Consider the following 21,942-nt stretch of genomic DNA (forward strand, 5'->3'; position numbering starts at 1 on the left):
TTGCGCACCCGAGGCGATCCAGACCTTGCCCGGCGGGCGCTGTTGCTTCCCTCCCAGGAAAAGCTGAGCAGGCGTCGGGCGATAAAAGGGTTGGCATTGTTGCTGGCTGCAAGCGCCGGTGCATGGATGAGTCGAGACAGCGAAATGGTGTCGCGCCTCAGTGCCGATTACACCACGGGTGTGGGCGAGCAGCGACGTGTTGCGCTGGCCTCGGATCTGTCGCTAGAACTCAATACCCATAGCGCGATAAACGCTTGTGCGACGGGCCATCGTTGGCACCTTCGATTGTTCAGCGGCGAGGTCTTGATTGATGCTGCCTTGAACCCGGCGCTATACATCGATACCGCTCAGGTTCGCACGCAAGCGTCCTCGGCACGTTTCACGATACGGCAGCTCGACAATGGCTCTACCCAGTTGGCGGTCTATCGTGGCTCGCTTCAAGTGACCCCGACTCAGGCCGGCACCTGGACTGCCCTGCAAGCTGGGCAACTGGCGCGTTTCGGGCCGCTTGGGGTGCTCGATCAGGGTGTAATGCAAGCATCCAGCCCCGCCTGGGCCGAAGGCATGATCGTCGCCAACGGCCAACCGCTTCAGGCTTTCCTCGACGAACTTGGCCGCTATCGTCATGGGTATCTTGGGTGCGACGCCGCCTTGGCCAATCTGCGCGTGTGGGGCACCTACCCGCTGGCTGACAGCGATCGAGTCATCGATGCCGTCGCCCAGACGCTGCAATTGGAGGTACAGCGTTTCACTCGCCTGTGGATCAACTTGCGTCCCTCGCCAGCGAACGTCTGAAGTTTTTTCGTCCTCGATGAGCCGTTTTGATTTCTGGCGAGACTCATAGGCCATACATCAAAAATCATCGGGGGAACTTCACATGCCTCACCGCAGTATTTCGTCGCACTACAGGTCGCTCGCCAACACATTGGGTTGCACCGCGGCGGTTCTGATCGCTACTTCATCGCCCGTGTGGGCCGCTGCCGATAACAGCGTGCAACACTACGAAATTCCCCCGGCGTCACTCGGTACTGCGCTCAACCAACTGGGCCAGCAAGCCCATTTGCTGCTGTCGTTTCCCAATGATTTGATTGCCGGGCAAAACAGCCCTGGTTTGAGTGGTGATTACACGGTCGACGGTGCTTTACAGGCGCTACTCGCAGGCAGCCAACTCATTGCGGTTCGCCAGCCGGATGGGCGATACACCCTGCAACGAGCGCCAGCTTCTAGCGCCCTGGAGCTTCAAAGCATTTCAATTTCGGGCAAAGCGCCCGGGTCGACGACAGAAGGTACCGGGCTGTACACCACCTATTCATCCAGCAGTTCGACCCGCCTGAACCTGACCCCCAAAGAAACCCCGCAGTCGCTGACCGTCATGACCCGCCAGCGCCTGGATGATCAGCGCCTGACCAATCTCAGTGACACCCTCGATGCCACCCCGGGCGTCATCGTGTTGCGCGACGGACTGGGTGCCGAGTCTGACGGTTACTTCTCTCGGGGCTTCGAGATTCAGAACTTTGAAATCGACGGCGTGCCCACCGTCAAGCGCATGGACAACTACACCCAGAGCATGGCCATGTATGACCGTGTGGAGGTGGTGCGCGGTGCTACCGGCTTGATCAGCGGCCTGGGTAGCCCTTCAGCGACGATCAACCTGATCCGCAAGCGTCCGACCGCTGAGGCACAGGCCAGCGTCTGGGCCGAAGCCGGTAATTGGGACCGCTACGGTACCGGCTTTGATGTGTCTGGCCCGCTGACCGAAACCGGTAACGTACGCGGTCGTGTGGTCGCCGACTTCAAGACCGAGCGGTCCTGGGTCGACCGCTACAAGCAGGACTCGCAACTGATCTACGGCATTACCGAGTTTGACCTGACTGAAGACACCCTACTGACCATGGGCTTCAGTTACCAACGCACAGACGTTGACTCCCCAATGCGCTCTGGCCTGCCGACCCGTTTCACCGACGGCTCTCGCACCAACCTCAAACGCTCGCTCAATTCAGCTCAAACCTGGTCGTACAACGACCATGAACAAACCAGCTTTTTCACGTCGATCGAACAGCAGTTCGCCAATGGTTGGAGCGGGAAGATCGAGCTGACCCACTCCGAAAACAAGTTCGATGAAGTCTTCAACTACGTAAACGGTGGCCTCAACCCGGACGGAAGCGGCACCACTCAGTTGCCCGTGCGTTTCTCTGGTATCCCGCGCCAGAACAACATCGATGCCTACCTGACCGGCCCGTTCGGCCTGTTGGGCCGCGAGCACGAGTTGATCGCCGGTGTGACCTTGTCCAACTACTACGAGAACGTGCCAAGCTATGGCGGCTGGAAGTACGACTATTCCGGCTCTCCGGCCGGGGCGATCGACAACCTGCTGAACTGGAACGGCAACTCGGTAAAACCGGAATTCAACGTCACTGGCAAATCCACTAACGACGAAACCCAATACGCCGCTTATCTCGCCACGCGCCTGCATGCCACCGACGCTCTCAGTATCTTGCTGGGTAGCCGCGTGATCGACTGGCATCGTGAGATCGAGGACAAACCCTACAACGCAGAAAAAACCAAGACCAAAGAGTCGGAGACCGGCGTCTACATTCCGTATGCCGGCGTAGTGTATGACGTCAACGATACGTGGTCGCTGTATGCCAGCTACACGAAAATCTTCAACCCTCAGTCGTCCTGGGTTCGCGACATCAACAACAAACCACTGGACCCGATGGAAGGCACCGGTTATGAAGTTGGTATCAAGGGCAGCCACTTCGATGGCAAGCTGAACTCCAGCGTCGCGCTGTTCAAGATCGAGCAGGACAACCTGGCGATCTGGATCGATACCCCAGGCGGCAACACGTACAAGTCAGAACAGGGCACCACTACCAAGGGCGCTGAATTCACCCTGGATGGAGAACTGGCTGAAGGCTGGCAGGCATCTGCCGGTTATGCCTATGCAGTCAGCACCGACGCTGACGACCAACGTATCGTTACTACCCTGCCTCGCCACAGTCTGAAGACCTTCACCAGCTATCGCCTGCCGGGCATCTTGAACAAGGTCACCCTTGGCGGCGGTGTGAACTGGCAGAGTAAAACCGGTGCCGACCTGCACACCTTCACTCAGGGCAGCTATGCCGTCACCAACCTCTTGGCGCGCTACGACTTCAACCAACATCTGAGTGCGTCTGTGAACCTGAACAACGTGTTCGACCGCGAGTACCTCAGCTATGCCGGCGACCACGGTATGTACGGTGCGCCAAGAAACATCATGACGGGTATCAAGTACAACTTCTGACTTGTGCCCTTGAGGGAGGCTGGGGCTGCTGCGCAGCCCATCGCAGGCAAGCCAGCGCCTACAGCGATTGTGTGGGTGTTTGAGTTCTGCGCAAGGCCGCTGCTGGGCGATGCCACGGTAAGCACGGAACCTGTAGGAGCAGCACAAGGCTGCTCTTACCGGGTGACGCGATAGCCTGGGTGATGGCCAGGCCCCTGGCCCGCGCTGGCCTCAGAAGTCCCAGCGAGTAGTGACCATGACGTTGCGCGGTTCGCCGTAGATGGCCGAGTTATAGAAGCCGACGTTGGTGTAGTAATACTTGTCGAAGATGTTGTTGAGGTTGACGGTCGCCGACAGGTTCGGGGTGATCTGGTAGCGGGTCATCAGGTCCACCACCCAGTAGGATTCTTGCGTAACGTCCTCGTTCATGCCCTTGGGGCTGTTCCAGATCTGCTGCCAGGCCTTGTTCTGCCAACGCGCACCACCGCCAACGGTGATCTTGTCCAGGTCACCGGTGAGTTTGTAGGTGGTGTAGAGGCTTAGCTGGTCTTCGGGCTCGAAGGTGGAGAGCTTCACGTCGTTGCTGTCGCGCACCACCTTGTGGGTGTAGCCGCCCTGCGCCTGCCAGCCCGGGGCCAGCTCGCCGGACACTTCCAGCTCGTAGCCTTTGGTGGTCGCCTTGCTGCCCTTGAACGCGTAGTTGGGCGGGGTAGGGGTCTGGTTGTTGTAGGCGTCATCCGGCACCGAGCGGTTGCTTTCCTTGACCTCGAAGTAGGCCAGGCTGGCGTTCAGGCGGCCGTCGAAAAACTCGCTCTTGATGCCGATTTCGTAGTTTTCGCCTTCATCCGGCTCGATCAGTTTGTTGTCGCGGTCGCGGTTGTAGTTTTCCTGGGGCATGAACACGTCGGTGTAGCTGGCGTAGACCGAGAAATTTTCGTTCAGGTCGTAGATGGCGCCGGCATAGGGAATGAAGCGCCCGGACTCGGTGTAGGTCGGGGTCAGGCCGGTCAGGCTGTAGTTGACCACGCGGCCACCCAGCAGCACTTTCAGGTCGTCGGTCACGTTCAGGCGGGTGGTGAGGTACACGCCGGTCTGGCGGATGACATCGTCGGTGCGCTGCGACACCGGACCCCAGTCGGGCTTGGGCAGGTTGCCGTGCCAGTTGTTGTAGTCCACCCGGTTCGGCACCGAGAAGGTTTCGTCCCAGTAACCCTTGCCGCTCCAGTGGGCCTTGCTGATGGAGCCGCCCAGTACCAGGTCATGCTCGCGGCCGAGCATGCTGAACGGGCCGCTCACGTAAAGGTCAGCCGAGTCGCTTGTGGTGTCGCCCTTGTAGCGTTGTGCGTTGATTTCAGCGCTGCCGTCGGGCTGCGGCTGGTCGAATTGGATGGCGCCCATTTGCGCATCGTAGCCGTTGTACTTGTGGTCCAGTTGCAGCTTGGTCACCCAGCCGTCACCCAGGTCGTGTTCCAGGGTGGCGAACACCGTGCGGGTGTATTGCTGCCAGCTGCTCCAGTCGGTCGAGTTGCTGAACGAGCGCTTGGCGTCGTTGCGCTCGCCCTTGGAATTGAGCAGCGGGAAGCTGCCAGACCAGGTGGAACCCTTGGGGTCGTTGTCCTGGTAGTCGGCGCCTACCGTCAGCAGCGTGTCAGGTGACAGGTCGAACTCGAGGATGCCGTAGAACACCGAGTTCTGGCTCGAGTAGCGGTCGATGAACGAATGCTTGTCCTGATAGGCGGCCACGGCCCGGCCGCGAACGTTGCCGGTTTCGGTCAGCGGGCCGCTGACATCCAGTTCGCTGCGGTAGTTGTCCCACGAGCCTGCACCCAGGGTGGCGTGGCCCTGGAAGTCGGCGGTGGGCTTTTTGCGTACCAGGTTGATGGTGCCGCCCAGCGAGCCTGCGCCGCTGAGTAGGCCGGATGCGCCCTTGAGCACTTCGATACGGTCGTAGATCGCCATGTCGCTCAGGGTGTTGCCTGCCGAGTAGGCGACGTTGCGCACGGCGGAGGGGATGCCGTCGTACTGGAAGTTGTTGATCGAGAAACCGCGCGAATAGTAGTTGGTGCGATCAGTGTCGTAAGCCGACACGGTAATACCTGGGGTGTGGCGCATGACTGCGTCGACAGTGTTGAGGGCAAAGTCATCCATGTGCTGACGAGTGACCACGCTGATCGACTGCGGGGTTTCCCTGGGTTTCAGCACCAGGCGGGTGGCCGTGGCGATGGTGCCGGGCGTGTAGGACCCCGTGCCTTCGGTGACGGTGCCCAGCTGGTTGCTGATGATGTTGGTTGCACTCAACTCCAGGGCGCCACCACTGTCGGCAACGACCTCCACCGTATAGTTGCCACCGCTATTGAGTGCCCGAAGGCCAGTACCCGCCAGCAGCTGGGCCAGGCCCTCGTCAATGTCATAGCTGCCATTGAGCCCAGCGCTGCGCTTGCCGGCGGTCAGCTGGGCGTCGGCAGAAAGCAGGATGCCGGCCTCGCTCGCGAAGCGGTTCAACGCCTGATCCAGGCCGCCGGCGGGGATGGCGTAACTGCGTGATTGCTCGCTGGCGCCAGCCGATGTTGCGGGCAGCGCCAGTAGAAGGGGGCTGCTGCAAAGCAAGCCGGCAAACAGGGTGTGACGAACCGCAAGGCTCAATCGAGAACGGGGTGTTGTGGGCAGATACGGCATTCTGACTGTTCCTCTTGAGAATGCTTCTTGGTTAAATTCAAGAGGTATCCCGGACGAGTCGGTAAAACCGACAACGGGCAGCAGCGTTTTTTTCATTCATTGCCGTTGCAGCACTTGGGTAACGCTGGTCATGCGGGACTGATGGTGGTCCAAAAACGTGTCAGGCGGTGTACTTTTACCGGTAGGGATTGCTCTAGCGCTGTAAGTACGCGGTCGGTGTCTGCCAGCGGAAAAACGCCGGTTAGCGGCAGGGCGGCGACGGCAGGGTCGCAGCGCAGCACACCGGCCCGATGGCGAGCCAGTTCTGCGGTGAACTGCCCGAGCGGCATGCGCTCGGCGATCAGCCGACCTTCGTGCCAGGCGATGGCGTTGAGATTCGCGGGTGCGATGTCACCGATCTGGGTGGTGGAAAACCAGCAACCTTGTCCGGCTTGCAGGCGTATGGCGCGAGCCTGACGCGGGTGCAGTTCCAGTTCGCCCTCAAACAGGTCGACCTGGCATTTATCGTCATGTTGGTACACGGAAAAGCGCGTGCCGAGTGCCAGGACATCCCCGGCTACGGTGTCCACGATCAGTGGGCGTTGCGCGGGGTCATGGCCGCTGTCGAGCAGCAACTCCCCAGCGAGCAGGCGAATGCGGCGCTCGCTTGCGCTGAACTGGATATCAACCGCGCTACCGCTGTTCAAGCCAAGCCGGCTGCCATCGGCCAACGTGCGCTGCAGGCGCTCACCCGTGCCGCTGCGCAGATCTGCCATGGCCTCGCGCCAGGGCAATTGCGATTGGACGATGTAACCGCTGCCGCCAGCCAAAAGCAGGGCGCTGAGCAGTTTCAGCGTCTGTCGACGGCGCGCGTCAGGCTGCTCCCGTAGCACGGCCAGCGCGGTATCCGCTGACACACCGCTCAGGGTATGTTGCAGGTGCTCCAGGCGCTGCCACGCACGGGCATGTTCCGGGTCCGCATTTCGCCACTCAGCAAAGCGACGCTGCTGTGCCTTGTCCAGCTCGCCGCTCCATTGCAGCATTAACCAATGGCTGGCCTGTTCGACGATGGTTGCGGCGATGGGCGTTTCGTTGGAAGTTTTCATTCGGCGTACAGCACCTGATAGCAGGCGGTGATGGCGCGCAGCATGTACTTTTGTACCGAGCTGACACTGACTTCGAGGCGTTCGGCGATTTGGCTATAGGTCAGCCCTTCAAACTGCGACAGCAGGAACGCCTCGCGCACCTTCGCCGGCATGCTGTCGAGCATGGCGTCGATCTGCATCAGGGTTTCGATCACGATGGCGCGGGTTTCCAGCGACGGGCTTTCTGGTTCGGGGAGGGCGGCCAGGCTCTCCAGGTAAGCGTGCTTGATCCGTTGGCGGCGCCATTGGTCTATGACCAGGTTGCGGGCGATCTGGGCCAGGAAACGGCGGCCGTCGTTCTGCTCTGGCAGGCGTCGCGTTACCAGCAGGCGCAGGAAAGTGTCCTGGGCAATATCCGCAGCCCGTTCTCGATCACCAAGGCGCAGACGCAGCCAACCTTGCAGCCAGCCGTGGTGGTCGCGATAAAGGCTGTCGAGGGGTTGCAACGGGGCATCAGTGGGCACGTTCCTCTTCCCGTCAATTGGCCGCAGATAAGAATCAGTTGCAATTGTAGGGGGGAAGAGGAAATTTGGAAACTGCCTTTGCCGGAATCGGCTGCACAACCTTCTGGCGATGGGTCGTGCAGCTTGAGCAATGCCCCGGGATCAATTCACAGTAATTGCCGCATTCAAGACCAGCACCACAATCAACCCGACCACCGCCACGATGGACTGCACCACCGAGATGGTCTTGGTGGCTTCGCCCATGGTCATCCCAAAGGACTCTTTCACCATCCAGAACCCTGCATGGTTCGCATAGTTGAAGAACAGCGAGCCACAGCCGATGGACAAGGCCAGCAACGGCAGGTTGAGGCTGGGGTCAGCACCTGCCAGCGGTGCCAGCAAGCCGGCAGCCCCAACGATACCTACCGTGGCGGAGCCGGTAGACACCGAAAGCAACATCGCGATCAACCACCCCAGCATCAAGGGCGGGAAGGCCGATTGCTGAGTCAGGTGCACAATGGCATCACCCACCTTGGCGCTGGTCAGCATCTCCTGAAAAGCCCCGCCGCCGGCGATGATCATGATGATCGAGGCGATAGGCTTGAGGCTTTTGCCCAGTGCATCGCGCAGGTGTTCGGCGTCACCGCCGCGCGCCAGTACCAGGCTGGCGCCGGCGAACAGCACGCCCAGCAACATGGCGATCAGCGGGTTGCCGAGGAAACTGGCCAGCTCCAGCAACGGGTTGCCCTTGGGTAGCAGCATCTCGGCGACGGCATGCACCAGCATCAGAATCGCCGGCAGCAACGCGGCCAGCATGCCGATCGCTACGCCGGGGCGGGGTTGATCGTCGGCTTTTTCAGCCAGGGTGAACTGGTCCAGCAAAGCCTGATCAGGCCGAGTGCTCATGCGCGGCGAAATGAACATGCCATACAGCGGGCCGCCCAGGATCATTGCCGGGATAGCCGCCAGGAAGCCGTAAAGCATGGTGGGCCCAACCGAGGTCTTGAGCACCGCGATGGCGGTCAGGGGGCCAGGGTGCGGCGGTACCATGCCGTGCATGGCAGCCAGCGCCGAAATCACCGGCACGCCTACATACACGTATGCAGAGCCCTTGAAGCGGGCCTTGCTTTCCAGCTTGCGCGCCACGCTGAAAATCAGCGGCAGCATGATCACCAGGCCCACTTCGAAAAACATGGGGATGCCAATGACGAAGGCAACCAACATCATGGCCCACGGAATCATGCGGTCCGAGGTGCGCTTGAGGATGACATCAGCGACCTGCTCGTTGACGCCAGCGTCAGCCAGAATTTTGCCGAGCATCGCGCCAAGGGCAATCACCACCCCGACGGCCCCCAGGGTTTTTCCAGCGCCGGTAAGCAAGTGGGAGACGATGCTGCCTGGCTCCATGCGGGTAGCGAAGCCCACCCCAATGGACACCACCAGCAAGGCCAGCAGCGGGTGCATCTTCAGGCGCGACACGATGAGTGCCACCAGCACCAGGACACTGACCAGCGCGGTCAGTAACAGCTGTATATCCAAGGGGGTCATTCAGGCAGTCTCGGTTGGGCGGGCGCTTTAGCTGAAGGGGTGAATCCGAGGCGGGTGCACGCAGGGGCAGCACCGGGCGAAAAAGCATTGCAGGGCAGAGCATTCATGGGGTGATTCACCTTGTTATTTGGTCATCTATATGAATCCTCTCAAAGTATTCGCGTTGCGGCGGGAGACTGTCAAGAGCAGGCAGTCGGGTCTTGGCGGGCGTGCCGATGCGGGTTGGCTCTGATGGCCAGGTATCGCCTTCGGGTGGCCTTTTGGCCCCAGCGGGCAATACTTCTTTCTATACGCAGGCGTGTTCCTGGTGGCGCGCGCCGCTGGGAGGTGTCTGGTGAACAAATTGACAATCGTAGGTGCCGGCCTGGTCGGCGAGGCCGCGGCGCAGATCATTGCCCGGGATGAGTTGTGCCGTGAGCTGGTGTTGATGGATGTGCAGGGCGAGCTGGCGCAGGGCAAAGCGCTGGACGTGTGGCAGGCCGCCGTGGAGTCTGGCTCGGATACCCGAGTCTACGGCGGGGCCAAGGCCGAAATGCTGGACGGTTCCGACCTGGTGGTGATTACGGCGGGCGTACCGCGCAAGCCCGGCCAGTCACGTCAGGATGTGCTGAGCATCAACCTGCCGATACTGGATGGCATCATGACGGACATCAAACACCATGCCCCGGCAGCGACGGTATTGGTGGTGTCCAACCCGGTCGACGTGCTGACCTATCGCGCCTGGAGCGTCAGCGGGCTGGGGCGCGACAAGGTGTTTGGGCAGGCGGGCGTGCTGGATACCGCACGCATGAAGTGTATCATCGCCGAGCAAACCGGCTTTTCTGCCAAGGACATCACGGCGCTGGTGCTGGGGGGGCATGGCGACAGCATGGTGCCGCTGATGCGCTACTGCCAGATCGGCTCGGTGCCGCTGTCGCATTTTCTCTCCAGCGAGCAGATCGAGCAGATTGTCGAGCGAACTCGCAAAGGCGGCGGCGAGATTCTGGGCTTGAAGAAGATGGGCAGCGCCTGCGATGCACCGGGCGTGGCGATTGCACAGATGGTGGATGCCATCGCCAATGGGCGAAACCGCATTTTGCCGGCTGTGGCGATTCTGCAGGGTGAATATGGGCGCAAGGATATTGCCATGGGTGTGCCCTGTGTACTCGCAGACGAGGGGCTTGCGCGGGTGATCGAGTTGCCGCTGGATGCGCAGGAACAGGCGATGTTCGACCAGTCTGCGGATCAGGTGGCGCGGGATATTGATGAGATGAAGGCTTTGTAAGCGAGGGGCAGATCACGCGCCGCGCAGGTGGCGCTCGGTTTCTAGACCAAGCGCCACCCATGACCAACGCCGCCGACGTTCCGCGCTCCAATTGCCCGTTCCCAGTGCTACAGCCCCAGGCCTCGAACTGGCGGCACTCTACCGTTTCCATCACGGCTGGATTCGCCAGTGGCTGCAGCGCAAGCTCGGCAATGCCCAGGATGCGGCGTGCAAGGCGCCCGTTGTAAATGAAAACCCTTATCGTTAAAGTCAGCGCCTTCTTCCCCCTCCCGGGTCGCCCCCACGCATGAAGACCGAAGAGCTGGAACTGGCTTTCAAGGCCCATGCCGGAGAGTTGCGCGCGTTCCTGTACCGCCAGTTGCGCAACACCGACACCGCCGCCGACCTGGTGCAGGAAACCTACCTGCGCATGCTGCGCCAACCACCCCGGGCCCCGGTGCTGAACCTGCGCAGCCTGCTGTTTCGCATTGCCCGCAACCTGGTCATCGACCACACCCGCAGCCGTGGCACGCGGGGGCAGCATGACGAAGGTATGGCGTACCTGTACGAAGTCACCGGCGAAAGCCCCGAGCCATTTGCCGAAGTCGCCGCCCGGCGCGAGCTGGCGCTGATGGCCGAGGCGTTGCAGCGCCTGCCGCCACGTTGCCAGGAGATTTTTCTGCTGTGCCGCCTGGAGGGTATGGCGCACAAAGCGGTGGCCGAGCAGTTGGGCGTTTCCGTGAGCACGGTGGAGAAGCAGTTGGCCATTGCGCTGGACTTTCTGGGCCAGAGTTTGCAACGTTGACCGTTATGCACAAGCCTTCCGCTCCCCTCGACCCCTCACCTGACGTACGCCGGGCTGCCCAGGCCTGGGTGGTGCGTCTGACTTCGGGAGATGTGCGGCCTGGCGACGTGGAGGCGGCGCGGGCCTGGTGCGCGCAGGCGCCGGAGCATCAGCAGGCGTTTGTCGAGGCAAGACGGCTATGGGCGTTGAGCGGGCAGCTTCAGGCCCCTGCGCGGCGGCGTGCGCCGGCGCGGCAATGGTCGTTGGCCAGTGCGGCGGTGCTGGTGTTGGCCGTCGGCGTGGCGTTGGCCTGGCATGGGCAATGGGGCGCGGATTATCGGACCGGGGTAGGGGAGCGCCGGGTTGTCACGTTGAGTGATGGCTCGCGTATCAGCCTGGATGCCGAGTCGGCTGTGGACGTTGAGATGAATGACCGGGCGCGGCGTATCACCTTGCGCAAGGGCGAGGCGGTGTTCGAGGTGGCGCATGACCCGGCACGGCCGTTCACCGTGCAGGCAGGGGCGGTGCAGGCTACGGCGTTGGGTACTGTGTATGCAGTGAGCCGTGAGGGCGCGTCGGTGGGGGTGGTGGTCAAGCGTGGGCGGGTGGCAGTCAGTGATACCGCCGACCGGGTCGAGCTTTCTGCCGGTGAAGCGGTGGGGCGAGAGGCTGGGCGGTTGGGCGGCAAGCACGGGCTGGATGTGGACAGTGCACTGGCCTGGCAGCAGGGGCGGCTGGTGTTTGAGCAGGCGCCGCTGGCGCAGGTGCTGAAGGCTCTGGAACGGTATCGGCCGGGGTGGTTGCTGATTGGCGATGAGCAATTGCGTGGGCTCAAGGTCAGTGGCACCTTCCAGCTGGACCGGCTGGATGAAGGCTTGGCGACCCTTGAGCAGGCGTTCCCCCTGAGCATTCATCGGTACTCGGATTTTCTGCTGGTGTTTGAGGCGCGTGACTGAGCACGGGTTAGCCTGCATCGACAATTATTTTTACGGGTCTGTCACAGTCATCCGTCATCCCTTCTCAAAAACGAATGCTTCGTATTTGAAAGGGGAGTGTGATGGACCGAGGGCAATTTCGCAGGGCGTCGATGACGTCGTTTTCTTTGCTGTGCGCGCTGCTCCCAGGGCTGGCCCTGGCCGAGCCGCGTGAGTTCGACATCGCCCCGCAACCCCTGGCCAGTGCGCTCAACCGTCTGGCCGCGCAGGGCGGACTGCAGGTGATCTTCGATGGCAATTTGGTGCAGGGCAAGAGCAGCCGAGGCGTCACTGGGCGGCATGAACCGGAAGCGGCGCTGTCCGAGCTACTGCAGGGCAGTGGCCTGACCTGGCGCGCCACCGGCAGCACCAGCGTCACCTTGGAGCCCGCTGCGCAATCGTCTGGCGCGCTGGAGCTTGGGGCCACGTCGATCGTTGGCCAGGCCTACAGCTCCGTCAGCCCGGACGATGGCTACGTGGCCAAGCGCTCCTCGGTCGGCAGCAAGACCGACACCCCGTTGATCGAGACCCCAGCCTCGGTCTCGGTCATTACCCGCGAGCAGATCGAGGCGCAGCAACCCAAGACCGTGGCCCAGGCGCTGCGCTACACCCCAGGCGTCAACACCGAACTGGCTGGCCCGCAGTTCGTCGTCGATCAGTTGTCCATCCGCGGTTTCCAGCAGGGCACCGGGCGCATGCTGCGCGATGGCACCCGTACCTTCCTGCCGGAGTTTCTCGGCTGGGACGCGCCAGAACCGTATGGCCTGGAGCGCATCGAGGTACTGCGTGGTGCCAGCTCGGTGTTGTACGGCGCCTCGGACCCAGGCGGGCAGATCAACCTGGTGAGCAAGCGCCCCACCCAGCAGCCCTTGCACGAAGTGCAGTTGCAGGCCGGCAACCTGAACTATCAGCAAGGCGCCTTCGACCTGGGTGATGCGCTGGATGACGAAGGCATCTGGAGTTATCGCCTGACCGGCCTGTTCCGCGAAACCGATGCCCAGACCGATCACATCACCAACCGCCGGCAGTACATCGCCCCGGCGCTCAGCTATCGGCCCAGTGCCAATACCGAGTTCACCCTGCTGGGTGAGTATCAGCGTCAGACTGGTAACTTCGCCAACTCGCTTCCCGCCAGCGGCACCGTGTTCCGCGATGCGCGTGGCCGGCTGGACCGTGACACCTACGTGGGCGACAGCGCCTACGACTTCATGACCAACGAAAAGACCTCGTTGGGCTATGTGTTCGAACATCACTTCGATGAAACCTGGACCCTGCGCCAGAATGTGCGCTACAGCAACTACCGCCAGGCCAGCAGCGAAATCGCCTTGTTCGGCCCAGTCGGCGGTGGGCAGTATTCGCGTTACAGCGACCAGCGCAAGGGCGATGGCCGTTTGTTTACGGTGGACACCCATGTTCAGGCCGACTTCGCGACCGGGCCGGTGGAGCACACTTTGCTGAGTGGGGTGGACTACAACAACGGCAAGTTCGACCAGCAGCAGTCACTGGACTTCATCCTGCAAAGCTTCGACCCGTTCCAGCCGGTGTACGGTCAGCCGCTGAGCACAGTGCCGTTCAGCTTTGCCAGCTATGAGCAGAAGCTGTCCCAGACCGGCGTGTACCTGCAGGACCAGCTGCGTATCGACAACTGGGTGTTGCTGCTGGGCGGGCGCTACGACTGGGCGGTCAACCAGAAGGACGATCGCGCCCCGCAAACTCAGAAGGACGAGAAATTCAGCGGCCGTGCCGGGTTGGTCTACCTGTTCGACAATGGCCTGGCGCCGTACGTCAGCTACAGCGAGTCGTTCCTGCCGGTGATGGGCACTACCGCCGATGGCACCCAGCTCGACCCGGAAACCGGCAAACAGTACGAGCTGGGCCTGAAATACGAGCCACCGGGCAGCAACAGCCTGTACACCATCGCGGTGTTCGAGCTGACCAAGCAGAACGTCACCGAGACCATCAACGGCTTCAGCCGCCAGGAAGGCGAAGTACGCTCACGCGGTGTCGAGCTGGAGGCCAGAACCGAGCTGGCGCCGGGATTCAACCTGATTGGCAGCTACACCTGGAACGATGTCGAAGTTACACAGTCCGAGCGCGGCACCCAGGGCAATACGCCGTTCCGTACGCCGGAGCACATGGCCTCGCTGTGGGCGGACTACCAGTTGCAAGGTGGATCGCTGAACGGGCTGCGGCTGGGCGCTGGCACCCGTTATGTGGGTAGCACCTTCGGCGATGCGCAGAACAGCTTCAAGGTCGACAGCTACGTGCTGGTGGATGCGATGGTCAGCTACGAGTTGGGCAAGCTGGACGCTTCGCTCAAAGGCGTGGAGCTGGCGCTCAATGCCAGCAACCTGTTCGACAAGGAGTATGTGGCCGGCTGTTTCAGCGATATGGGCTGCCAGTATGGGCAGCAGCGCACGGTTTACGGGACGGTGACGTATAACTGGTGATTACCCAAGGGGCCGCTTTGCGGCCCATCGCTGGTATTGCGGGTGCCGGTGTCAACGCACCAACCGAGGCACCATTCGCACATAAGCCAGCTCACTCACCAGCTCCACCAGCGTTTGGGTGATCACCGCCGCTGCCGCCAACCCGCGTATGTCTTCCGGCAGCGCCAACGCTAGCGGCAATACGACCAACGAATTGCGTGTGGCGGCGCTGAAGGTTACCGAGCGTGCTTCGGTGGCCGGCAGGCGCAGCAGCCGCGCGCAGACGAACCCGAGCACAGGCGCCAGCAGCATGAAGCCGACGTACACCGGAATCACCGGCAGCAAACGGTCGAAATCACGCAGCACCACGGCTATCTGCGACGCGATCACTACCACCAGCACCAAGGCCATCGCCGGAACGGGCAACCACGCCCAGGCGTCGTTCCAGGTTGCGACGGTGCGTGAACGGCGGGCACCTAGGCTGGTGAGCACGGCCAGCAGCATGGGCAGCACGATCAGCAGCACGAAGGCTTCCACGAACGGGGTGATGGAAATCACCACGTTGTTGTTGGCCCCCAGCATCAGGGCCAGGTAGATCGGCAGCATTGCCAGCTGTACCAGCAACAGCACCGGGGTGGCGGCCAGGGTCAGGCGCGAGTCGCCTTTGCCGATGTGGGTGAACACCACCACATAGTCGATGCAGGGCGTGAGCAGCACCAGCAAGGCACCGACGAGAATCGCCGGGTGCTCGACCAACCCGCGAGTGATCGCCCAGACCAACAGCGGCACAAGAATGAAGTTGGCGAGCAGCAGGGCGCCCATGAAACGGCGATTACCCAGGCCTTGGCGCAGGTCGAGGAAAGGGATTTGCAGAAACATCGCGTACATCAGCACGGCAATGGCCGGGGTGACCACGGCTTCCAGATACCGCGCGCTGTCAGTGGCCACCAAGCCGAAGGCAACGGCGGCGAGCACGGCAGCGAAGTAGATCGGGATCTGGTGGGTCTCGAGTTGTTCTCTGGTCAAGGTGTGGCCTGTGGTTGGTAATGGGGAATCAGCTTGGACTGGGCCCAAGTACTGAAGGCAAGCATATTACCTGTGGGAGCGGGTTTACCCGCGAACACCGGCGTAGCCGGTGCCATTCACCTCGTTGCCTTCTTCGCGGGTAAACCCGCTCCCACAGGGACCGCGACAGGTCAGCGAATCTGGTTCATGAAAAACGAAAAAGCCCGGCACTGGGCCGGGCTTTTTCACTTCAGGCTGGCGCCAATCAGTTGCCGTAAACCGGCAGCTTCTTGCAGATGGCCTTGACCTTCTCACGTACGGCGTCGATCACCGCTTCGTTGTTCAGGTCAGCCAGGATGTCGCAGATCCAGCCAGCCAGTTCCTTGCACTCGGCTTCCTTGAAACCACGGGTGGTAACGGCTGGGGTGCCGAAACGCAGGCCCGAGGTGACGAACGGCGAACGTGGGTCGTTCGGGACCGAGTTCTTGTTCACGGTGATGAAGGCTTTGCCCAGGGCAGCGTCAGCGTCCTTACCGGAAATTTCCTGCTTGATCAGCGACAGCAGGAACAGGTGGTTCTGGGTGCCACCGGAAACCACGTCGAAACCACGCTCGATGAACACGCTGGCCATGGCCTGGGCGTTCTTCACGACTTGCTGCTGGTAAGCCTTGAACTCAGGTTGCAGGGCTTCTTTGAAGCAGATGGCCTTGGCGGCGATGACGTGCTCCAGCGGGCCGCCTTGGGCGCCCGGGAACACAGCGGAGTTCAGCTTCTTCTCGATGTCGGCGTTGGCACGGGCCAGGATCAGGCCGCCGCGTGGGCCGCGCAGGGTCTTGTGGGTGGTGGTGGTGACCACGTCGGCGAACGGCACCGGGTTCGGGTACACGCCAGCGGCAACCAGGCCGGCAACGTGGGCCATGTCGACGAACAGGTAGGCACCGACCTTGTCGGCGATGGCGCGGAAGCGGGCGAAGTCCAGAACCTGCGAGTAGGCCGAGAAGCCGGCAACGATCATCTTTGGCTTGTGCTCGACAGCCAGGCGCTCGACTTCGTCGTAGTCGATCAGGCCGTTGCCGTCGATGCCGTACTGGATGGCGTTGTACAGCTTGCCCGACGAGCTTACCGAAGCACCGTGGGTCAGGTGACCACCGTGGGCCAGGCTCATGCCCAGGATGGTGTCACCGGCCGACAGCAGGGCCAGGTAGACGGCAGCGTTGGCCTGGGAGCCAGCGTGCGGCTGGACGTTGGCGTAGTCGGCGCCGAACAGCTCCTTGGCACGGTCGATGGCCAGTTGCTCGACGATGTCGACGTACTCGCAACCACCGTAGTAGCGCTTGCCTGGGTAGCCTTCGGCGTACTTGTTGGTCAGGACCGAGCCCTGAGCTTCCATGACGGCCGGGCTGGTGTAGTTTTCCGAAGCGATCAGCTCGATATGCTCTTCCTGGCGCAGGGCTTCTTGCTGCATGGCTTCGAAGAGCTCGGCGTCGTACTTGGCAATGGTCAAATCACGGCTGAACATGGCGGTCCTCAAGGATCGGGGTAATTTGGGTGGGCATTCTAACCGATTGATTCGCGGCTGGCATATGAAGTGGCATCAAGTCGCGGACCAATGGGGCTCATGTTGCATCCCGCGCCGTGTCTGGGCTGCGTAGATCCATGAGTTGACTCTAAGGTCCATTTTCAGGGGCGCCGCGCGCCCCATCGCTGGCACATCAATGGAACATGAACAGGGTCTCGTTGGAGAACTGCGCTTCGAACTGATGCGCCGGCATCGGCCGCCCAAACAGGTAGCCCTGCACCTCGTCGCAGCCATGCTCGCGCAGGAACTCCAGCTGTTCGTGGGTTTCCACGCCCTCGGCGATTACCGCCAGGTTGAGGCTGTGGGCCATGGCGATGATCGCCCGGGCGATCTGCGCGTCCTGCTCGCCTTCGGGCAGGCCGTCGACGAAGGTGCGGTCGATCTTCAGTACGTCGATGGGGAACTGCTTGAGGTAGTTGAGCGACGAGTAACCCGTGCCGAAGTCGTCCACCGCAATGCTCAGGCCGAGGTTTTTCAGGCTGGCAAGAATCTGCAGCGCCTCGTTCACTTCGCGCATCAGGATACTTTCGGTCAGCTCCAGCTCCAGGCATGCCGGTGGCAGGCCGCTTTCTTCGAGGATATTGGCAATCCGCGTGCCCAGTTGCCCGTCGGAGAACTGCCGCGCCGATATGTTCACCGACACCTTGGGTACCCGCACCTTGGCCTTGTGCCAGGCCTTGAGCTGGCGGCTGGCCTCGCGCAGCACCCAGTCACCCACGTCCACCACCAGGCCCAGTTCTTCGATCACCGGGATAAAGTCGCCCGGTGGCACCAGACCACGGGTTGGGTGGCGCCAGCGCAGCAGGGCCTCGGCGCCCGTCAGGCGCTTGCCGTCGCCGCTGAACTGCGGCTGGTAGTACAGGATGAACTCGTTCTGCTCCATGGCATGGCGCAAGTCGCTTTCCAGCTCCAGGCGCTCCAGTGCGCTGGCGTTCATTTCGGCCTGGTAGAACTGGAAGTTGTTCTTGCCGCGTTCCTTGGCGTGGTACATGGCGGTGTCGGCGTTTTTCATCAACTGGCTCAGCTCGCTGCCATCCTGCGGGCTGAGGGCGATGCCGATACTGGCCGTGACGAAGAATTCACGGTTTTCCAGCACAAACGGCCGCACCAGGCTGCCGAGAATGTTCTCGGCCACATGGATGGCGCGGTTCAGGGCCATCTCGCGGGTGGGGCGCGGTTGCAGCAGCAGGGTGAACTCGTCGCCGCCCATGCGTGCCACGGTGTCGTCGTCATCCACGCAGGCCAGCAGGCGCAGGGCCATGTCCTTGAGCATGCGGTCGCCGGCGGCATGGCCGAGGGAGTCGTTGATCGGCTTGAAACGGTCGAGGTCGAGGAACATCAGCACCACCCAGGCCTTCTGCCGCTCGGCCTGTTGCAGGGCGTTGTACAAACGGTCCTGGAACAGCGTGCGGTTGGGCAGGTGGGTGAGGGCGTCGTAGTAGGCCAGGCGGTGGATGCGCTGTTCGCTGGCTTTGCGCTCGCTGATGTCGGTGAAGAAGCACACGTAGCTGGCCAGGTCGCCTTCGTCGTCCAGTACCGCCGTGATGCCCACCCAGGCCGGGTAGTGGTCGCCGTCACGGCGCTTGAGCCACACCTCGCCTTCCCAACTGCCGCGCTGGTGCAGTTGCTTGACCACATAGCGCAGGTGGCCCTCCTGCTGTTCGTCGACGGTGAGCATGCCCGGCAACTGGTCGAGCACTTCACTGACGGCGTACCCACTGACGCGGCTGAACGCCTCGTTGGCCTGGACGATGTAGCCGGCCGGGTCGGTGATGAGGATCGCCGACGTGGAGTGTTCGAATACCGTTGCGGCCATGCGTAGGTCTTTTTCGGCACGGCGTTGCTGGCTGATGTCGCGGCCCACCCCAAGCACGCCCTCAAAGCGCTGGTCATCGTCCCACACCAGCACCAGACGCAGCTCGATGGGGATCTTGCGGCCATCGGCACGCAGGCAGTCGAACAGGAACAGCTGGGTCGGTAGCTGGCTGCGCAGTTGCGCCAGTTGCGATGGGTCGCCCATGGCTTTGCTGACGCGCTCCATCAGGCTGTAGATGCCGGTGAGCTGGGCCGGGTTGGCGATGATCGACTGCCAGCCGTTGGCGAATATCCAGTCGGCCTGGTAGCCCAGCACGCTCTGTACCGAGGGGCTGACATAGTTGAGCTTGAGCAGGCTGTCGGTGGAGAAGATCACGTCGCTGATGCTTTCGGCGAGCATGCGGTAGCGCTGCTCGCTGTCACGTAGCGACTGGCTGGCCTCGATCTGCACGGTCACATCCTTGCCCACGCCGATGATGCGCGTCACCAGGCCTTCGGCATCGCGGGTCAGCACCTGCTCGCGAATGTCGTAGCAGCGCCAGCCGCCGTCGCGGTGGCGGAAGCGCAACTGGCAGTGCAGCGGTTGGTCATGGCCGCTGTCGCGCTGTTGCTGGCGCAGGGCCTGGTAGTGCGCGGCATCCTCGGGGTGCAGCAGCAGTTCCCAGAAGCGGTCGCCCATCTGTGCCAGCTCGGTACGGTCGTAGCCCAGGGTCTGGCCGAGGTGGCGGTTGCTGAAGATCATCCGCTGGCTCAGCACATCCTGCACGTACAACTGGTCGGGTACGGTGCGCACCACGTCCGACCAGAAGCCTTCGCGCTCCAGCAGCGACAGCTCGACCTGTTTGCGGCTGGTGATGTCGCTGATGCTGAGGATCACTGCCTGGTAGTCGCGGCGCTGCTGCGGCAGGCGCGCCATCAACCACAGGTGCAGTTCGCCGCCCAGCGGTGCCGGCAGGCGCACTTCCAGCTCAAGCAGCTGGCGTTGCTCGATCAGTGCGTCGATCAGCTGCATGCCGACGCTGTCGCGGCCATCGCCGGTGCCGTCGATCAGCCGCTGCCATGCGCCTTCGTGGCACTCGATGTTCAGCAGTTGGCGCGCCACCTGGTTGACCTCGGTGATCTTCAGCTCCAGCAGTAGCGAGCGGCGCAGGTTCGGGTCCAGCGCCAGGCTGTGCTTGAGCGCAGCGCGGTTGCGCAGGTGGTAGCGGTCGAGCTGGCTGGGCAGGCTGGACAAATCGAGCACGCACAGGGCCACGCCGGTGCCTTCGAAAATTTCCTGATAGCGCCGGCGGTCTTCCTGCAGCGCGCGCTGGCGGCGGCGCATGTTGATCAGCGCCAGCACCGGCAGCAGGGCGCAAAACAGCACCAGCAGGCATTTGCCGATCAGCGCCGGCAATAACTTTTGCTGGGCCAGCTCGGCGTCGAACAGGCCGCGCAACTGCCAGGTACTGTTGTCGATGAAGGCCAGCATCACGCTTTGCAGCGGCGCGTTGCTGGTATCGGTTGGGGCGTGGCTCTGCAGCACCTCGCCACTGCGGCTGTTCTCCAGCAGCCACAGCGGGTGGCCGCCACCATCGAGGTGGAGGGTGAGCTCGCGGTAGTAGTCCGGTGAAAGGCGCAGCAACCAGTAGCCACGGTCCTGTTCGGCGGCCTGGCGCAGCAACAGATACAGGGTGCGGTTGTCGGCCGAATTGGTGAAGAAGTACGGGCGCCCCTGGTTCAGTGTTAGCAGTTCGTCAAGCAACTGGCGGTCCGGGCTGCCGGCCAGGCTGTCGACGCGCAGTTGCCCGGCACTGTCCAGCCAGGCCACGCTTTGCAAGGCAGGCAGGCGCTCGCGCAGGGTGTCCACCAGGCTCGGCAGGGCAGCGGGTGTCGGTGCATTGACATAGGGCTGCACCACATTCACTGCCTGCTGCGCCTTGAACGCCATGTTCAGGCTCAGGTGGTCGGCCAGTTCCGCGGTGGCGTCCAGGCTCTGTTTGCGCAGGTCGGCCTGGGTATGGTTGAACTGGGCGAATAGTTGCCACAGCAGCAGGCCCAGCAGAATCAGGGCCAACAGTGCCAGCGCACCCTTGATCGACCCGCGCAGGGTAACGGCGGGCGCTTGTTGCGCGGTACGCAATGACGACGGATGAGTAAGGTTGGTCAAGCGTTGATCCTGCGATTGGGCTGGCGATGGCAGGGAAGGATCATGCACGGTGTATGCCGGTGCCTGGTTGTTGCGACGCGGTGGCGCACTATAAGGCCGGACACCCGAAACCGGCTAGCATGCCTAGGATTATGGCAAAGTGCCAGCCATGTTGACCGATGGTGCCTGCCCGGTGGTTCGGCAAGCCCCTGCAACCTGTGCGAGAATAGCGCCCGCTTCACATGACAACGCATCGGAGATGTTCGGTTTTGGTTACTCACTTTTCCTCCAATGGCCTCGATTCCGCCTGTGGGCGCAGCAGTCAGACCCTTGTCAGCACTGCCGTGACCGAGGACGTATCCTGCAAATCGTGCCAGCGTTCGCTGGTCAAACCAGACGCGGCTGCCACCGCCAAGAGCAAGGCCCCATCGCTGGCTGAACTGCGCAAGACCGCCAAGGCGGCAGCTGCGCCGGCCGTTGCCGTGGCTGCGGCCAAGCCTGCTGGCAAGGTTGTCAGTACGGCGCCTGCGGCCGCCAAGCCGGCTAATGTGGCCAAGGGCGCCGAGCAGCAGCCTACCCTCAGCGCAGGCTTCAGCGTGAAGTCCGCCTGGGCCTCTCGCCTGGCTGAGCAGAGCGACCGTTGCCGTTTGCCGCGTGGCAAGGCCAAGCAGCGTCACGTCTGAGCCCTCTTCGGCCACTGCGGCGGCCCTTTCGCGGCTAAAGCCGCTCCCACAGGTGCTGTATTGCCCTTGAAGGCAGTGATATTCCTGTGGGAGCGGCTTTAGCCGCGAAGAGGCCGGAACAGGCAATAGACCCCCCCAAGGATCACACCGATCCCACCCCCCACTGGCGGTCCCTCCTATGCAACGCTGCGCGTTGGCGTAGAATGGTCGACTTTGTTCAATGACACCCAACACATCCCCCAGGCCATG

At 62.3% G+C, this 21,942-nt stretch carries 13 protein-coding genes and 1 pseudogene; 7 read left to right on the forward strand and 7 right to left on the reverse strand.

Translation table 11 applies throughout. From position 1 onward, the window contains the following. A partial coding sequence (locus tag APH35_RS10840) for a FecR domain-containing protein (protein WP_156341213.1) occupies nucleotides 1-795 on the forward strand: 795 nt, incomplete at its 5' end. An 82-nt stretch (nucleotides 796-877) separates the two neighbouring features. Beyond that, nucleotides 878-3,283, forward strand: coding sequence for a TonB-dependent siderophore receptor (locus APH35_RS10845; protein ID WP_060514784.1), 2,406 nt, complete (start codon nucleotides 878-880; stop codon nucleotides 3,281-3,283). A gap of 210 nt (nucleotides 3,284-3,493) precedes the next feature. On the opposite strand, the gene APH35_RS10850 is transcribed toward APH35_RS10845, so the two are convergent. The 4 genes from APH35_RS10850 to APH35_RS10865 form a co-directional block, all read right to left on the reverse strand. Beyond that, a complete protein-coding gene (locus tag APH35_RS10850; RefSeq protein WP_060514785.1) occupies nucleotides 3,494-5,938 on the reverse strand; it encodes a TonB-dependent siderophore receptor in 2,445 nt (814 codons plus the stop codon). A 128-nt stretch (nucleotides 5,939-6,066) separates the two neighbouring features. Next, entirely contained in the window at nucleotides 6,067-7,023 is a 957-nt protein-coding gene (locus APH35_RS10855; protein WP_060514786.1) for a FecR domain-containing protein, read from the reverse strand. Continuing rightward, complete coding sequence (locus APH35_RS10860) at nucleotides 7,020-7,526, reverse strand: sigma-70 family RNA polymerase sigma factor (RefSeq protein ID WP_012270410.1); 507 nt, start codon at nucleotides 7,524-7,526, stop codon at nucleotides 7,020-7,022. The genes APH35_RS10855 and APH35_RS10860 overlap by 4 nt, the downstream gene beginning before the upstream one ends. A 141-nt stretch (nucleotides 7,527-7,667) precedes the next feature. Then, a complete protein-coding gene (locus APH35_RS10865) occupies nucleotides 7,668-9,053 on the reverse strand; it encodes a GntP family permease (RefSeq protein WP_060514787.1) in 1,386 nt (461 codons plus the stop codon). A gap of 334 nt (nucleotides 9,054-9,387) precedes the next feature. On the opposite strand from APH35_RS10865, the gene APH35_RS10870 reads away from it, so the two are divergent. The 4 genes from APH35_RS10870 (at nucleotide 9,388) to APH35_RS10885 (ending at nucleotide 14,504) form a co-directional block, all read left to right on the forward strand. Then, on the forward strand, nucleotides 9,388-10,317 hold the full coding sequence (locus APH35_RS10870; protein WP_060514788.1) for a malate dehydrogenase: 930 nt from the start codon (nucleotides 9,388-9,390) through the stop codon (nucleotides 10,315-10,317). A 286-nt stretch (nucleotides 10,318-10,603) separates the two neighbouring features. After that, nucleotides 10,604-11,101 carry an RNA polymerase sigma factor gene (locus APH35_RS10875; RefSeq protein WP_012270414.1) on the forward strand — a complete coding sequence of 166 codons (498 nt, stop codon included), beginning with the start codon at nucleotides 10,604-10,606 and terminating at the stop codon, nucleotides 11,099-11,101. Between the two features lie 5 nt (nucleotides 11,102-11,106). After that, a complete protein-coding gene (locus APH35_RS10880) occupies nucleotides 11,107-12,036 on the forward strand; it encodes a FecR family protein (protein ID WP_060514789.1) in 930 nt (309 codons plus the stop codon). A 131-nt stretch (nucleotides 12,037-12,167) separates the two neighbouring features. Further along, nucleotides 12,168-14,504, forward strand: coding sequence for a TonB-dependent siderophore receptor (locus APH35_RS10885; protein ID WP_060514790.1), 2,337 nt, complete (start codon nucleotides 12,168-12,170; stop codon nucleotides 14,502-14,504). 51 nt (nucleotides 14,505-14,555) lie between these two features. On the opposite strand, the gene APH35_RS10890 is transcribed toward APH35_RS10885, so the two are convergent. From APH35_RS10890 to APH35_RS10900, 3 genes and pseudogenes are all read right to left on the reverse strand, one after another. After that, nucleotides 14,556-15,509: an arsenic resistance protein gene (locus APH35_RS10890; protein WP_060514791.1), complete on the reverse strand. Its 954-nt coding sequence runs from the start codon at nucleotides 15,507-15,509 to the stop codon at nucleotides 14,556-14,558. A 244-nt stretch (nucleotides 15,510-15,753) separates the two neighbouring features. Beyond that, a complete protein-coding gene (gene glyA / locus APH35_RS10895) occupies nucleotides 15,754-17,007 on the reverse strand; it encodes a serine hydroxymethyltransferase (protein WP_012270418.1) in 1,254 nt (417 codons plus the stop codon). Nucleotides 17,008-17,200: 193 nt separating this feature from the next. Further along, nucleotides 17,201-20,185, reverse strand: a pseudogene (locus APH35_RS10900) (EAL domain-containing protein); the annotation flags it as partial. A gap of 1,094 nt (nucleotides 20,186-21,279) precedes the next feature. Between APH35_RS10900 and APH35_RS10905 the strand changes: the two are divergent. Next, nucleotides 21,280-21,693, forward strand: a complete 414-nt coding sequence (locus APH35_RS10905; RefSeq protein ID WP_060514793.1) for a hypothetical protein — start codon at nucleotides 21,280-21,282, stop codon at nucleotides 21,691-21,693. The last annotated feature ends 249 nt before the right edge of the window (nucleotides 21,694-21,942 follow it).

Origin of the sequence: Pseudomonas sp. NBRC 111132, assembly GCF_001320565.1 — a bacterium.
Lineage (GTDB): Bacteria > Pseudomonadota > Gammaproteobacteria > Pseudomonadales > Pseudomonadaceae > Aquipseudomonas > Aquipseudomonas putida_P.

Bases quoted from the DNA above. Each gene is read 5' to 3' on its own strand.
- APH35_RS10865 (WP_060514787.1), bottom strand. From the start codon at position 9,053: ATGACCCCCTTGGATATACAGCTGTTACTGACCGCGCTGGTCAGTGTC.
- APH35_RS10850 (WP_060514785.1), bottom strand. From the start codon at position 5,938: ATGCCGTATCTGCCCACAACACCCCGTTCTCGATTGAGCCTTGCGGTT.
- glyA (WP_012270418.1), bottom strand. From the start codon at position 17,007: ATGTTCAGCCGTGATTTGACCATTGCCAAGTACGACGCCGAGCTCTTC.
- APH35_RS10845 (WP_060514784.1), top strand. From the start codon at position 878: ATGCCTCACCGCAGTATTTCGTCGCACTACAGGTCGCTCGCCAACACA.
- APH35_RS10855 (WP_060514786.1), bottom strand. From the start codon at position 7,023: ATGAAAACTTCCAACGAAACGCCCATCGCCGCAACCATCGTCGAACAG.
- APH35_RS10885 (WP_060514790.1), top strand. From the start codon at position 12,168: ATGACGTCGTTTTCTTTGCTGTGCGCGCTGCTCCCAGGGCTGGCCCTG.
- APH35_RS10875 (WP_012270414.1), top strand. From the start codon at position 10,604: ATGAAGACCGAAGAGCTGGAACTGGCTTTCAAGGCCCATGCCGGAGAG.
- APH35_RS10880 (WP_060514789.1), top strand. From the start codon at position 11,107: ATGCACAAGCCTTCCGCTCCCCTCGACCCCTCACCTGACGTACGCCGG.